The organism is Streptomyces sp. NBC_00247, from assembly GCF_036188265.1.
Taxonomy (GTDB): domain Bacteria; phylum Actinomycetota; class Actinomycetes; order Streptomycetales; family Streptomycetaceae; genus Streptomyces.
This window is the reverse complement of record NZ_CP108093.1, coordinates 605,508-619,790: the sequence shown is the minus strand read 5'-3', so window position 1 is coordinate 619,790 and position 14,283 is coordinate 605,508. Positions and strand designations below refer to the sequence as shown.

14 protein-coding genes are annotated in these 14,283 nt (G+C 70.6%); 13 read left to right on the top strand and 1 reads right to left on the bottom strand.

What is annotated here, in order from left to right; translation table 11 throughout:
* Nucleotides 1–9 precede the first annotated feature (9 nt).
* Complete coding sequence (locus OHT52_RS02440; RefSeq protein ID WP_328718437.1) at nucleotides 10–867, top strand: ABC transporter ATP-binding protein; 858 nt, start codon at nucleotides 10–12, stop codon at nucleotides 865–867.
* A gap of 1,066 nt (nucleotides 868–1,933) precedes the next feature.
* Here the strand turns inward: OHT52_RS02440 and OHT52_RS02435 are convergent.
* Complete coding sequence (locus OHT52_RS02435) at nucleotides 1,934–2,341, bottom strand: cupin domain-containing protein (protein ID WP_328718436.1); 408 nt, start codon at nucleotides 2,339–2,341, stop codon at nucleotides 1,934–1,936.
* Nucleotides 2,342–2,525: 184 nt separating this feature from the next.
* Here OHT52_RS02435 and OHT52_RS02430 point away from each other — a divergent pair, with 184 nt between their 5' ends.
* The 12 genes from OHT52_RS02430 (at nucleotide 2,526) to OHT52_RS02375 (ending at nucleotide 14,262) form a co-directional block, all read left to right on the top strand.
* Nucleotides 2,526–3,119: a carboxymuconolactone decarboxylase family protein gene (locus tag OHT52_RS02430; RefSeq protein ID WP_328718435.1), complete on the top strand. Its 594-nt coding sequence runs from the start codon at nucleotides 2,526–2,528 to the stop codon at nucleotides 3,117–3,119.
* A 38-nt stretch (nucleotides 3,120–3,157) separates the two neighbouring features.
* Nucleotides 3,158–4,705 (top strand): sugar ABC transporter ATP-binding protein, encoded by a 1,548-nt coding sequence (locus OHT52_RS02425; protein WP_328718434.1) that lies wholly within the window; start codon nucleotides 3,158–3,160, stop codon nucleotides 4,703–4,705.
* On the top strand, nucleotides 4,702–5,715 hold the full coding sequence (locus tag OHT52_RS02420) for an ABC transporter permease (protein WP_328718433.1): 1,014 nt from the start codon (nucleotides 4,702–4,704) through the stop codon (nucleotides 5,713–5,715). Before OHT52_RS02425 ends, OHT52_RS02420 begins: the two co-directional genes overlap by 4 nt.
* A 94-nt stretch (nucleotides 5,716–5,809) precedes the next feature.
* On the top strand, nucleotides 5,810–6,751 hold the full coding sequence (locus OHT52_RS02415) for a sugar ABC transporter substrate-binding protein (protein ID WP_328718432.1): 942 nt from the start codon (nucleotides 5,810–5,812) through the stop codon (nucleotides 6,749–6,751).
* A gap of 136 nt (nucleotides 6,752–6,887) precedes the next feature.
* On the top strand, nucleotides 6,888–7,793 hold the full coding sequence (locus tag OHT52_RS02410) for a LysR family transcriptional regulator (protein ID WP_328718431.1): 906 nt from the start codon (nucleotides 6,888–6,890) through the stop codon (nucleotides 7,791–7,793).
* 315 nt (nucleotides 7,794–8,108) lie between these two features.
* The gene (locus OHT52_RS02405) at nucleotides 8,109–9,035 is read left to right on the top strand and encodes a VOC family protein (protein WP_328718430.1); all 927 of its coding nucleotides are present in this window, start codon (nucleotides 8,109–8,111) and stop codon (nucleotides 9,033–9,035) included.
* 78 nt (nucleotides 9,036–9,113) lie between these two features.
* Nucleotides 9,114–10,562: an NAD-dependent succinate-semialdehyde dehydrogenase gene (locus OHT52_RS02400; protein ID WP_328718429.1), complete on the top strand. Its 1,449-nt coding sequence runs from the start codon at nucleotides 9,114–9,116 to the stop codon at nucleotides 10,560–10,562.
* Between the two features lie 6 nt (nucleotides 10,563–10,568).
* A complete protein-coding gene (locus OHT52_RS02395) occupies nucleotides 10,569–11,357 on the top strand; it encodes a fumarylacetoacetate hydrolase family protein (protein WP_328718428.1) in 789 nt (262 codons plus the stop codon).
* A 37-nt stretch (nucleotides 11,358–11,394) separates the two neighbouring features.
* Nucleotides 11,395–11,766: a VOC family protein gene (locus tag OHT52_RS02390; protein ID WP_328718427.1), complete on the top strand. Its 372-nt coding sequence runs from the start codon at nucleotides 11,395–11,397 to the stop codon at nucleotides 11,764–11,766.
* Between the two features lie 187 nt (nucleotides 11,767–11,953).
* Nucleotides 11,954–12,745, top strand: coding sequence for an alpha/beta fold hydrolase (locus OHT52_RS02385; protein WP_328718425.1), 792 nt, complete (start codon nucleotides 11,954–11,956; stop codon nucleotides 12,743–12,745).
* On the top strand, nucleotides 12,742–13,221 hold the full coding sequence (locus OHT52_RS02380) for a GlcG/HbpS family heme-binding protein (RefSeq protein WP_328718424.1): 480 nt from the start codon (nucleotides 12,742–12,744) through the stop codon (nucleotides 13,219–13,221). The genes OHT52_RS02385 and OHT52_RS02380 overlap by 4 nt, the downstream gene beginning before the upstream one ends.
* Before the next feature lie 3 nt (nucleotides 13,222–13,224).
* Nucleotides 13,225–14,262: a methionine synthase II (cobalamin-independent)-like protein gene (locus OHT52_RS02375; RefSeq protein WP_328718423.1), complete on the top strand. Its 1,038-nt coding sequence runs from the start codon at nucleotides 13,225–13,227 to the stop codon at nucleotides 14,260–14,262.
* Nucleotides 14,263–14,283 lie beyond the last annotated feature (21 nt).

The following is a 14,283-nucleotide window of genomic DNA, read 5'->3' as shown; positions in this document are numbered from 1 at the left end:
CTCCCCGGCATGAACCCCCTCAAGAAGCAAGCGCCGATCGGCCTCGAAGTCCGCGGGCTGCACGTCTCGTACCCCGGCCGGGCCGTCGTCAAGGACGCCGGGTTCACCGTGCCGGCCGGGCGGGTCGCCTCGATCGTCGGCCCCAACGGCTGTGGGAAATCGACCCTGTTGCGCGCCGTCGCCCGGCTCCACCAGCCGGAGTCCGGTACGGTCCACGCGGACGGGGCGGACATCTGGTCGCTCGGCCGCCGCGAAGCCGCCCGGCGCGTCGCCCTGCTGCCCCAGTCGCCCCGCGCCCCCGAGGCGGTGACCGTCGCGGGGCTCGTACGGTACGGACGCCACCCCCACCAGGGGCTGCTGCGGCAGTGGTCGCGCGAGGACGAGAACGCGGTGCGCGAAGCGCTGGAGGCCACCGGTACCACCGGCTTGGCCGGCGAGCGGCTCGACCGCCTCTCCGGCGGCCAGCGCCAGCGCTGCTGGCTGGCCATGGTCCTCGCCCAGCAGACCCCCGTGGTCCTGCTCGACGAACCCACCAGCGCCCTCGACCTGGGGCACGTCGTGGAAGTACTGGAACTCGTCCGCGAGGTCGCCCGCGCCGGCCGTACGGTCGTCATGGTCCAGCACGACCTGGCCGCCGCCGCCCGCTACTCCGACGTCCTCGTCGCGATGAAGGACGGCAGCGTCCTGGCCCAGGGGAACCCGCGCACCACCGTGACCGCCTCCTTGGTGGGCGAGTTGTACGGGGTGGAGGCCGACGTCCTGGAAGCACCGGTGGACGCCTCGCCCGTCGTGGTCGCCCGGGCGCGCGCGAAGGTGGCGGAAGCGGGCCCCGCCGGACAGGGGCACGTGCGGGGGACGAGGTCGTAAAGGTCCTCCCCTCAGTTCGTCTTCGGTGACCTCGCGAGTCGCGGAACCATTCGCCCGGGGAGCCTTTCTGGCCTCGTGCGGCAAAAACACCCCTGAGAGGTGCTTATTTCGAGCACCTCCGTACGGAAATGCGGTGCCCGGGAAAGCAATTGAATGACGTAAGCAGTATCCGGTGTTCCGGAAGTCGAGTCGCCGTCGCATGAGGAGAGCAGCCCATCGTGGGGCGGGCGTTTTCGCGGGGGACTCGCCTCCTCTCCCGGGCACCCCGTGCCCGGCGGAAGCGAGGGGAGAGAGCTTGCCGGCCACGGACGTATCCGGGGTACGCCCGCGGCATCGAACAGGTGTCGCCGTGCTCGTGTTCTGCCTGGTCGCAGGGTGCGTCGTCATGGCTCTGGGAGCGCCTCGGCCGCCCACGGTGCTGAAGTTCAGCACGGGCATGGCGTGGCCGGCGAGCACGGCGCCCGGCCTGCTCACGGCAACCGACGGCGAGGCGGGCGCCGCGGTCGCGCAGGTCTCCATGCCGGACGGTCAAGGCGCTCTGGTCGATGTGGTGCGGGGGGACGACGGCGCATTTGCCGTGGCGCGCTCCCGTGGCCAGGGTGCCGGCGAGACGGTCGCCGTCTCGGTCGACAGCGCGTCACTGACACGTACCGGCTTACGCCGGCTGCCTGATCGATCGCGGAGCCGGCAGTGTGACGCCGGTCGGGGCTTCCGGCTCGCCTTCCTGGCGATGGGGTACTTCGTCAACAACTGGTCGCACCGGTCCAAGCCGAAAATACTTCGCATCGACGACCTCGACCACGTACAGGAAATCGACTACGGCCAGGATTTCGGCACCGAACCCGATGTCATCACCTCGCTCACCTTCCGTCCGACCACTTCTCACGGTCCCGCCGGGCGGGGGAGCCTGATCTCCCGCCCGGCCCGACGGTCCGCGCGCCCCGCGGGTCCGGCCCCCCGCGAGCGGACGTGCACGCCGGGCCGCCACTGTCGCCGGGCGGCCGGCGGACCACCGACGTCCGGCAGCCCTGCCCCGGTGCTCCGCGCGCCCGTGGCGGCCCGCCGCTCAGCGCCCCATCTGGTCCTCGGCCGAGAGGTGCTCGACCGTCACCCCGGTATCGGTGAACGTGCGGGTCACCGTGCCCGAGGTATAGACCCACAGGATGCGCAGGGGAGTGTCCCCGACATTCCGGAAGAGGTGGGGTACGGGAGACGGGATGTACGTGGTGTCGTAGCGCTCCAAACGCGTCACGGAGCCCTCGACCAGCACTTCGGCCTCCCCTTCGAGAATCGTCACGTGCTCGTCGCAGTTGTGCGAGTGCATCGGCGCCCCGGAGCCGACCGGATACACGCTCATTCCGCTGGTGATCCGATTCTCGCCTTCCGCCGAGACGGTCGTGACGAGCGGGGTCGTCACGATCGAACCTCCCCGGTCCAGCAGCGGGACGGTGGCGGCCTTGACGATGACGCTCATGCGCAAACCCTTTCGACGGCGAGGCGTCGTCCGACGTTATGGGAAACGGGCTCCGCCGAGAGTCCCCGGATGCGCACCTTTACCTTGCGTTCCGAGAAGGGTGAGCCTCTACCAGCCGGATGTACGGTCTGCTGCCATCGCACATTTCCAGTTTGTGTCGCAGATCGAAAGGCAGGGACCGGCCATGCGCCTCCCCGTTCTGAGTACCGAAGAGATGAACGAGCACCAGCAGGAGCTCCATGCCCGCATCACCGCCCGTCGCGGCGGGGTGCGGGGTCCGTTCCGGGTCTGGCTGCAGAGCCCCGAACTCTGCGAACGCGTGGAGTCCCTCGGGGCGTTCGTCCGCTTCGACTCGGACCTGCCGAAGCACCTGCGGGAGCTGACCCTCCTGATGGCCGCCCGCAACTGGGACGCCCAGTACTCCTGGAACGCCCACGTCAAAGCGGCGATCGAGGCCGGCGTACCGGCCGCCGCCGTGGACGCGATCGCCGAGCGCCGCACGCCGGAGTTCGACAACGAGGCGGACACGGCGTTCTACACGTTCTGCCAGGAGGTACTGGAGAAGCACTTCGTCTCCGACGAGACCTTCGCCGCCGCCCACGAGCACTTCGGCTCCCAGGGGCTGGTCGACGCCATCGGTTCGCTGGGCAACTTCACGATGCTCGGCATGTGCCTGAACACCTTCCAGGTGGACCTGCAGGCCGACCGCGAGCCGCCCTTCCCCGACATCCGCGGATTCGCGCGCGTCTCTGCCGGCGGGGACCGGTCGCAGCCGTGACACCGTCCGCCGACCGACGTACCGAGGGGAGCACCGACGTGACACCCACCACCGCGCTCCACGGGAGCGCCACCGCCGACACCGCCGTCGGAGCGCCCCGGGAGCCGGTGGTCCGGATCCGCGACCTCCGCAAGAGCTTCGGCGGGGCCGCCGCCCTCAAAGGGGTCTCCCTCGACATCAGGCCGGGCGAGATCCACGCCCTGATGGGTATGAACGGGGCCGGCAAGTCCACCCTCGTACAGGTGCTGGCCGGGGTCCACCAAGCGGACGGCGGCACCGTCGAGATCGACGGGCAGGCGCAGCCCGGCCTGTCGACGCGACAGGCGCGACGGCTCGGCATCTCGACCGTGCCGCAGCGCCGCGAGCTGGTCATGGAACTGACCGTCGCCGAGAACATCCTCCTCGGCGACCTGCCCGCGCCCCGCGCCCTGGTCGCCTGGAAGTCGGTCCGGGAGCAGGCCCGCAAGGCCCTCGCGGACCTGGGCATCAGCATCGACGTGGAGCGGACCGCGGGCGGGCTGACCGTCGCGGAGCAGACCATGGTCGAGGTCGCCCGCGAGGTCAGGCGCGGCGGCAAGGTCCTCATCCTCGACGAGCCGACCGCCTGCCTGGGTGCCGAGGCCGCCGACCGGATCAGGGCGCTGGTACGGACCCTGCGGGACGAGGGCATGGCCGTCGTCTACATCTCGCACTACATCGACGAGGTGCTCTCCGTCGCCGACCACGTCACCGTCCTGCGGGACGGCGCGGTGGTGCACAGCGGACCGGCGGCCGAGACCGACGCCGCCGGACTGGTCCGCTCCATGGTGGGACGGGACGTCGTCTCCACCCGCCCCCAACGCCCCTCTCCCACAGGGGAGATCGGCCTCGCGGTCCGCGGGCTCACGCACGGGCGCACCATCGAGGACTTCGCGGTCGACGTGCGCAAGGGCGAGATCGTGGCCGTCCTCGGCCCCGCCGGGGACGCGCAGTCACGCCTCTTCGACCTGCTCTCCGGCCGCCGGCGCCCCGACTCGGGCGAGCTGACCGTGGACGGCAAGGCGGTCCCCTTCGGCCGGATACCCCGGTCGCTCGCCAGCGGGCTGCGCTGTGTCACCGGCGACCGCAGGGCCCTCGGGCTGATCCCGGAACTCTCCCTGGACGAGAACCTGATGCTGGCCAGCGACCGCCTGGAGCGGCGACGTCTCCAGCGCTGGTCCGCGCTCACCCGCCGGGCCGCGCCGCGGCGGGAGAGCTACGGAGTCGTCTCGCTGACCCGCAACCCGGCCGTCGGCCGGCTCTCGGGAGGCAACCAGCAGAAGGTCCTGCTGGCGAAGTGGCTGGAGACCGCACCCGTCGCCTGCTTCCTCGAAGACCCCACCAACGGTGTCGACGTCGCGGCCATCGCGGACATCCACACCCTCGTCGACGACCTCGCCGCACGCGGCGTCGCCGTACTGCTGGCCTCCTCCTCCGCCGAGGAGGTCGTGCGGCTGGCCGACCGGGTGATCGTCGTCAGCGCGGGACGGGCGGTCGCCGAACACGACGTCAACACCATCACCCGCGACCAACTCGTCGCCCTCGCCCTCGGAGGACAGAGCAAGTGAGCCTCGAAGCGCCCCCGGCACAGCCCCGAGCGAAAGAAAGCGTCCCGGACACCGCTTCCGGGCCACGTACCTCGCTGCGGTCCCTCTTCGGCGTCCCGCACGCGGGACTCGTCGCGGTACTGATCATCGTGGTGGTGTTCGCGAGCCTGGAGACGGACTCGTTCGCCAGCTCGACCAACCTCATCAACGTCCTCCGCCAGGTCAGCGTGTCCGCGGTGCTCGCCGCCGGTCTCACGCTGCTCATGACGGCCGGAGGCATGGACTTCTCCATGGGCAGCAACGCGGCCGTCGTCACCGCGGTGGCTGCACAGATGCTGGCCCACGGTGAGTCCACGACGGTGACGGTCGTCGTCTCCCTGGTGCTGGCGACCCTCATCGGTCTGGTCAACGGACTGGTGGTCACCTACACGAACGTGGCCCCGTTCGTCGCCACGCTGGCCACGGCCACCCTGCTGGACGGGGTCGCCCTGCTCGTCCTGGACGGTCTGAGCGTGTCCATCGGCACCCACCTCTCCTCGCTGGGCAACGGCAAGATCCTCGGCATCCCCTATCTGCTGATCGTGGCGATCGCGGTACTGGTGGTCGCCGGAGTGGTCATGAAGTTCACCGTCTTCGGCCGTGACGCGTTCGCCATCGGGGGCAACGAGCACGTCGCCCGCCTCAGCGGCATCGGCGTCAACCGGAACAAGCTCCTGCTCTACGGGCTGGCCGGCACCCTCGCCGGACTCGCCGGACTGATGCTGCTGTCCCGGCTCGGCGCGAGCAGCCCCGGAACGGGCGGCCTCACTCTGCAACTCACCGCCGTGGCCGCCGTCGTCATCGGCGGAACCTCGCTCGCCGGCGGAAGCGGCACCGTCGTCGGCACCGCGCTCGGCGTCGTGCTGCTCGGCGTCGTCGCGAACGCCCTGAACCTGCTTCAGGTCTCCAGCTACTTCCAGCAGATCTCGGTCGGTTCGGTCCTGCTCATCGCGGCGATCGCCAACCAGCTCCACAAGAAGTCCCACAACTGAAGTACCCCGTCGAGCAGTCGGCCCCCGCGGCCGGCGACTCGGCGTCTGTGCACGGCCAAAGACGTCCCACGCACGCCACGAAAGGCGATACACCATGAGCCTGACCACCCACCCGCGAAGAGTGCTGGCCACGACCGTCGTAGGAGCCGCGCTGGCTCTCAGCGGCTGTAGCGGCGAGTCCGGTTCGGGCGGCGACTCCGTCACCCTCGGCTTCGTCAACGGCGGTGACACGGAGTTCCACACCTGTCTCCAGAAGGCGGTGGAGAACACGGCCAAGACGGGCGACGCGAAGGTCTACACGGCCAACTCGCACCAGAACCCCGGCACCGAGCTGTCCAACATCGAGGACATGATCTCGCGCAACGTCGACGCGCTCATCGTGCAGACGGTGAACGTCGACGCCCTCAAGGGCGACATCGCCAAGGCGAAGAGCGCCAACATTCCGATCTTCCTCACCTCCGTCGTCACCGACGACCCCTCCGAGATCCTCGGCGCGGTCGTCGTGGACCTGGGCGCGGTCGGCGCGCTGGACGCGGGCTGGGTCGAGAAGGACGCCGCGGGCAAGTCCGTCGAAGTGGGTGTGATCGCCGGCGCTCCGGGAGCCGCCTCCGACATGCTGGTCGCCGGATTCACCAAGGCGCTGCCGGCCACCGCGAAGGTCGTCGCCAACCAGCCGGGCATGTTCAACGCGGCCAAGGCCAAGGACGTGGCCGAGAACATGATCCAGGCGCACCCGGACCTCGGCTACGCCTTCGTCGCGAACGAGGAGATGGCGCTCGCCGCCCGTACGGCCTTCGCGTCGGCCGGCAAGGACGTCAAGATCGTCACCGTCAACGGCACCGACCGGGGTCTCGAAGGGGTCGAGAAGGGCGAACTCTCCGCAACCGTGGCGAACTCGGCCATGAGCACGGGTTCCCTTGCCGTGACAAATGCGATAGGACTGCTCGACAAAAAGAAGATCAGCAAGATCGACAAGACGCCGATCCTGCTGGTCACCAAGGAAAACCTGGACAAGGCTCCGCAGTACTGCCCCTGAGCCCCGGGTCCACCCCCATCCGCGCAACCCAGCTGAGTGATCCCGTTCCGGAGCGCAGCGCGGAGGCTCCACCCGCACAACCCGCCCGACGCGGCCCTGCCACCAACCGGGGCCGTGAACGGCCGGAGGTACCACCATGGACCGTCTGCTCCTCATGCGCAGCTTCGTCACCGTCGCCAACATCGGCAGCTTCAGCGGGGCGGCCAAAGCGCTGAGCTCATCGGGATCGCTCATCTCGCGCCACGTCGCGGAACTGGAACGCCAGATCGGGGTCCGCCTCGTCAACCGCACGGCCCGCTCCGTCAGCCTCACCCAGCCCGGACTCCGCTACGCGGAGTTCGCGGCGCGCATCCTGGAGGAGATCTCCGCCGAGGACTCCCACATCGCGCAGCTCCACGACCGCCCCGAGGGGTCGCTCAACATCATCTGTCCGAAGTGGATAGGCAGCCTCGACTTGGGTGACGCCATATCCGCGTTCTCCGTCGCCCATCCGAAAATCGTCGTCCGTTTCGAGCTGGGCGGCATATCGGATCGCACCTACGATTTCCTGGACGGCGGATTCGACATCGCTTTCCACACGCGCGACTTGCGGGATTCCAGTGTCCGGCTGAAGAAAATCGCCTCACTGCCCTTCGTCCTGTGCGCGTCGGAGAAGTACCTGGAGAAGCACGGGACACTGGGCCACCCGAACGACATCGCCGTCCACGACTGCCTGGTCCACGTCAACGACCCCGTCTGGCGGGTCGGGCACGGCCACGCGAGCACCCTGCACAAGATCCGCAACGTCGCGTTCTCCTCCAACTCCTACATCGCGCTGCAGAAAGCCGCCGTGCACGGCCGGGGAATCGCCCTGCTCCCGCAGCGGCCGGCCTACGACGACCTGGTCTCGGGCGCGCTCAGGGTGCTGCTGCCCGAGCTCGCGGTGCCCGACCGGCCGCTCTACGCCATCTACGGCCCCGGCCAGGAGACACCGCGGAAGGTGACCGTCTTCCTGGAATTCCTCGCCAAGTGGTTTTCGGAGAACCCGATCCCCGCCATGTGAGGCCCGATTCCCCTGAGGGCCGTCCCGCGATTCCCGGCGGGTGCGCGACGCCGGCCACGGCACCTCGCCGCGTTGTGGGAACGTCCCGCCCCATCCAGTGGGCGAACGTTCCTCCGCCGCGCGATGCACCGCATCCGACGCCGCGCACTGATCCGCCACGAATTGCTCGGGCGGTAGCCGGACGACGCGACCGTCCGCGCAAGAAATGTTTGCACCATACGAAATGCCGGGTCATTGAGGCCGCGCGCCCGGATTTCTATGCTGACCGGGCCGGTGTCACGCGTCCAGCGCCCGCGGCCGCGAAATGAGGAGTTCATGGGAATCCAGAGAATCGAGTCGGTCACCTACAGCATCGACGACCTCGACGAATGCGTCCGCTTCTTCACGGATTTCGGGCTGATTCCGGTGGAACGCACCGCCACCCGCGCCACGTTCGAGACGCTGGCGGGCCAGACGCTCCACCTCGACACCCGCCCCGACCCCTCGCTCCCGCCCGCCCTGGAAGACGGCCCCACCCTGCGCGAGGTGGTCTGGGGCGTCGACACCGAGGCGGAACTGGCGAAGCTCGTCGCGCGGGTCTCGGTCGACCGCGAGGTCACCCGCACCGGCGACGGGGTGCACCGCACCCGGGACGAGACCGGCTTCGGCCTCGGCCTCGCCCTCGCCCGCCCCAAGGCGCCCGACGCCTCGGGCGGACCGCGCGAGGCCAACGTCTCCGGCAGCGTGCGCCGCTGGAACACCCCGCTGGAGCCCGTCGGCCAGGTCCGCCCGCTGCGCATGTGCCACGTCGCCCTCAACATCCCGAAGACCGGACAGGAGGAGGCCGTCGCCTTCTACCTCGACCGGCTCGGCTTCCGGGCGACCGACGTCGTCAAGCCGATGGGCACCTTCATGCAGTGCGAGGGCGACGACGACCAGCACAACTTCCTGCTCTGCCACCGCCCGGACCGGGCCGGCGTCAACCACGTCTCCTACGAGGTCCCCGGCTTCGACGACGTGATCGAGGGCGGCAACCACATGATCGCCCAGGGCTGGCAGGAAGCCCGCAGGCTCGGTCGGCACACCGTCGGCTCCAACGTCTTCCGCTTCGTCCACGCACCCTGCGGCGGCCGCGTCGAGTACGCGGCGGACATGGACCGCGTCGACGCCTCGTACGAGACGCGCGTCCACGAGACCACCCCGCCGCACCACATCTGGACCCTGCGCACCTCCCGTGACGCCTCCGGGAACCCCGCCTCCTGACCGGTCCACGACGCCGCCTCCGGGCAGCCACCGCCTCCCGACACCTGACCCGCCGAGCGTGAGAGGGCACACGCACCCATGACGACCCACGACGACTACCCCGCCATCCGCATGTACATAGCGGGCGAATGGTGCGAGGGTGGGGCCGGAGCGACCGTACCGGTCGTGAACCCGGCCACCGAATCGGTGATCGGACACGTCCCGCTCGCCACCACCGCCGACCTCGACCGCGCCGCCGAAGCGGCGGAGGCCGGCTTCGCGCTCTGGCGCGACACCCCGATCGCCGAGCGCACCGCGACCCTGCACAAGGCCGCCGACCTGCTCACCTCCCGGGCCGACCGGGTCGGCCGCGTCATGACCCGCGAACAGGGCAAGCCCTTGCGCGAAGCCGCCGGAGAGGCGAAGCGGGTCGCCGGAGCCCTGCGCTGGGACGCCGACGACGCCCGCCGCGCCTACGGCCGGATCATCCCCTCCGAGGACGGCACCCTGCTCTCTGTCCGCCGCCGGCCCATCGGCCCGGTCGCCGCCTTCACCCCGTGGAACTTCCCCGCCGGATCACCGATGCGGAAGATCGCCGCGGCGCTCTCGGCCGGCTGCTCCCTCGTCATCAAGGCCTCCGAGGAGACCCCCGGGACCGCCGTCGAACTGGTCCGCTGCTTCGAGGACGCGGGGCTGCCCGCCGGCGTGCTCAACCTCGTCTTCGGCGAGCCCGCCGAGGTCTCCGCGCACCTCATCGCCCACCCCGCCACCCGGCTGATCGCCTTCACCGGCTCGGTGCCGGTCGGCAAGCTGCTCGCCGCCGCCGCCGGGGCCGAGATGAAGCCCTCCCTCATGGAGCTGGGCGGCCACGCCCCGGTCATCGTGTGCGCGGACGCCGACCCGGTCGCCGCCGCCCGGCGCGCCGCCGCCGCCAAGTTCGCCAACGCCGGCCAGGTCTGTACCTCGCCCAGCCGCTTCCTGGTGCACGAAAGCCTGGTCGAGGAGTTCACCGAGGAGTTCGTCCGCGCCGCCGAGGCGGTCGTGGTCGGCGACGGGGCGGACGAGGGCGTCACCATGGGCCCGCTCGCCAACGAGCGCCGGCTGCGGGCGATGGAGGAACTCACCGCCGACGCCGTCGCCAAGGGCGCGAAGATCCGTACCGGCGGCGAGCGCCTCGACCGCGCGGGCTACTTCTTCGCCCCCACCGTCCTCACCGACGTTCCCGAGGACGCGGCGCTCATGTCCGAGGAGCCCTTCGGCCCGCTCGCGCCCATCGTCGCGTTCCGGGAGCTCGACGAGGCCCTGCGGATCGCCAACTCGCTTCCCTACGGGCTCGCCGCCTACGGCTTCACCCGCTCCGCCGCCACCGCCGAGCGCCTCACCCGCGAGTTCGAGGCCGGCATCCTCTCCCTCAACCACTGCGGCGGGTCGACCCACGAGGCGCCCTCCGGCGGGGTCAAGGCCAGCGGCTACGGGCGCGAGGGCGGCCCGGAGGGCCTGGACGCCTACCTGGTCACCAAGCGCGTCTCCCACCTGCTGACGGACTGAGCCATCATGCGATACACCCGAGTCCGGGTGGGCGGCCGGGCCGTCTGGGGGCGCGTGGAGGACGACTCCGTACGCCTGCTCTCCGACTCCCCGCTGGACGGCGACCCCACCGTCATCGGCACCATCCCGCTCGCCGAAGCCGACTGGCTGCCGCCCGTCGTCCCGCCCGTGTTCTACGCCGTCGGCATGAACTACCCGCGCCACATCGAGCACGCCCGACTGCTCGGCGACAAGGCCGGAGTCGTGCCGGAACGCCCCGAGGCCGGCTACCGCGCCAACAACGCGCTGACCGGCCACGGCACGGCGATCGTGAAACCCGCCGGGGTACGCGGCCGGTTCGAGGCCGAACCGGAGCTGGTCGCGGTCGTCGGCCGGACGCTGCGGCACGCCACGTACCAGCAGGCACGGGACGCCGTCTTCGGCTGGACCATCGGCAACGACGTCAGTGCCCGCACCTGGCAGCACGAGGACCGCACCTTCTGGCGAGCCAAGAACAGCGACACCTTCAAGCCGATGGGCCCCTGGATCGAGACCGACGTCGACGCACTGGCGCAGACCACCACCCTGCGCGTCAACGGCGAGACCCGTGCGCTCTTCCCGACCGGCGACATGGTCTTCGACCCGTACGACTACATGGTCGAGATCACCAAGCACATCACCATGCACCCCGGTGACGTGCTCTGGATGGGCGCCGAGTCCACCAGCCAGATCGAGGCCGGCGACACGGTCGACGTCGAGATCAGTGGCATCGGCGTCCTGTCGAACACCGTCCTCGCCGAGCCCGGCCGCCCTTGAGCGGCCCCCAACCCTCCCCCCCGAAAGGCAGTACGCCGTGAGCAAGGAACCCCGTTACATCCACCACGTCAACTTCCCCACCACCGACCCCGACCGGACCGCGGCCTGGTACACCAAGGTCTTCGGGATGAAGCGGATCATGCCGAAGTCCAACACCCGCGTGGTGCTGATGACCCGCGGCAACTTCGACCTCCACTTCACCCCGGTCGAGGACATGGACCGGATGGCGCCGTACCACTTCGCCGTCGAGGTCGACGACTGGGACGACTTCATGGAGCACCTCGCCGACCTGGGCATCCGGCACACCCGCCCCATCGAACGCCCGGAGAACCAGTCGAAGTTCTGCTACATCCACGACCCCGATCACACCATGATCGAGCTGGTCTTCCACGGCAAGCGCCCCAACTGACGCGTGCCTCTGGAGTCCCGGCCGCCCGGCGACGCCCGGCACGCACGCGCGCCGGGCCGGCCAGAAGCCCCGCCGGCCCCACCGCGAGGACTTCCGGCCGCCTCGCGACCGCACGCACCGAACGCCGCTCCTCAGGGGGCAGAAACGGCCGTCGCGACACCAGCCCCTGCGAAAAGGAGATCGATCCATGCCCTACGTCGATTCGGACGGCGCCTCCCTCTACTACGAGCGCCACGGCAGCGGCCCCGCGATCGTGTTCGTGCACGGTTCGGGAGGCCACCATGCCGCCTGGTGGCAGCAAGTCGCCGCGCTGCGTGACGAGTTCACTGTCGTCACGCTCGACCTGCGGGGCTTCGGCCGAACCGAACTGTCCGTACCCCAGACCGAGTTCGACGGTCAGGCCTTCTACGGGGACGTCGTCGCCGTGCTCGACCAGGAGGACCTGACCGACGCCATGCTGGTGGGCCAGTCCATCGGCTCCGTCGCCGCCCTGCGCGCCGGCCTGGTACGTCCCGGGCGCGTCGGATCCGTGGTCCTCGGTCACTCGCTGGGTGGCATCAGCCACCCCGAGCTCACCGAACTCGCCGCCGCGGACCGCGCCGAGGCCGTCAAACTCCCCGTCATCGACCGGCTGTTGACCCGGAAGTTCCAGCAGGAGCGGAAGGACCTCACCTTCCTCTTCCAGCAGATGGGCACCTTCAACACGGCCACCATGCAGGATCTGCGCAACCTCGACACCAACGGCCCCGGCCTGGACGAGATACGGGACTCGGGCGTCACCGTCGCCTTCCTCGCGGGCGAGAAGGACGCGGTACTCAGCGTCAAGACGGTCACCCGCGCCCACGAACTGGTCGAGGGCTCGCACCTGGAGATCGTCCCGGGCGCACCGCACTCCATGTACTGGGAGACGCCGGAGCCCTACAACGCCGCGGTCGCCCGGCTGCGCCGCACCCTCACCGCCCCGAAGGAAACCGCATGAGCAACATCACCCTCGCCGCCGCCGAAGAGATCATCGACGAGGCCCACAAGCGCGCCCAGGCCCTCGGCAAGGCGGTGAGCGTGGCCGTGGTGGACGCCGGAGGCTTCCCCGTGGCCATCCGCCGCCCGGACGGAGCCCGGCCACTCACCCCGGACATCGCCCGCGCCAAGGCGTACACGGCCGCCGTCATGCAGCGCCCCGGCAAGATGCTGAAGAAGTGGCAGGAGAGCCAGCCGGTCTTCTTCTCCCAGCTCTCCCAGCTGCCCGGCGCCGCGATGCCCATCCTCGCCACCGAGGGCAGCGTGACCATCAAGAAGGACGGCGAGATCATCGGCGGCCTCGGCATCGCCGGCGGCACCGCGGACGAGGACCAGACCATCGCCGACGAGGTTCTCGCCGCCCTCGGCTACGAACTGGAGTTCGCCGCCTGGGGCGTCTCCGGCAAGCCCGACACGAACGCCGGAAAGGACGCCTGAACCATGGCGGACACGTTCAACTACCGCATCGACCACCACGGCAGCCTGGTCCGGCCACCCTCCCTGCTGGCCGCCCGCGAGAGCGGCGACGCGGACACGCTGCGCGACGCCGAACTCGCCGCGGTCAAGGAGGCCGTGGTCTTCCAGCGGCGGCTGCGCTCCACCGTCGTCACCGACGGCGACCTGCCCCGCGAGGACTTCCGCAGCGCGGTCTTCGACGGCGTCACCGGATTCCGGCGCACCGGCGAGGAGACCGGCGGCCTGGCCCGCTGGGTGGCCGAAACCCTCCCCAAGGCGGACGGGCCGCTGGTCGCGGAGTGGGCCGGCCTGATCGGTGAACTGACGGTCGTCGCGCCCAAGGTCGCGCTGCCCTCCCCGGCCTACCTCGCCGCCACCACCTTCGACCCGGCCCTCGCCGGCGCGGGTGGCCCCGCCTCGGCCCGCGAACTCGGCGAGGCCCTCGCGGAGATCATCCGCGCGGAGATCCAGCTGCTGGTCGCCCGGGGAGTGCGGCTGATCCAGCTGAACAACCCGCTGCTGCTCGCCCACACCGCCACCGAACCCGGCGCCGCCGGCGCGCTCTCCTTCGAGGACGCCCTCGCCGTGGAAGCCCTCGCGGTGCGGCTGGACGAGCGCCCGGAAGGCGTCCGTATCGGCATCGCCCCCGGCTGGGCCGCCCCCGGCACGGTGGACCGCGCCCGCGCCGAACGGCTGTACGCGGCGGTCCCCGCCGACCGCTGGGTGCTGCCCCTCGACCGGGGCACCGACGCCGAACTCGACCTGCTGCGCGCCCTCCCCGAGGACCGCGACGCCTGCCTCGGAGCGGTGGACGCGACCACCGCCGCGATGGAGGAGATCGACGCGGTGATGGCCCGCATCGACGCGGCCGCCGAGGTCAAGGACCTTGAGGACATGGCGCTCGCACCTTCCCGGGGCTTCGCCGACGTGGCCGCCCGCCCGCTGCTGGGCGCCGAGGACCAGCACCGCAAGCTGGTCCAGGTGGAGACCCTCGCCCGTTACTGCTGGGGCAACGAGTTCTGACCCGCGTGCGGCGGAGGGGGC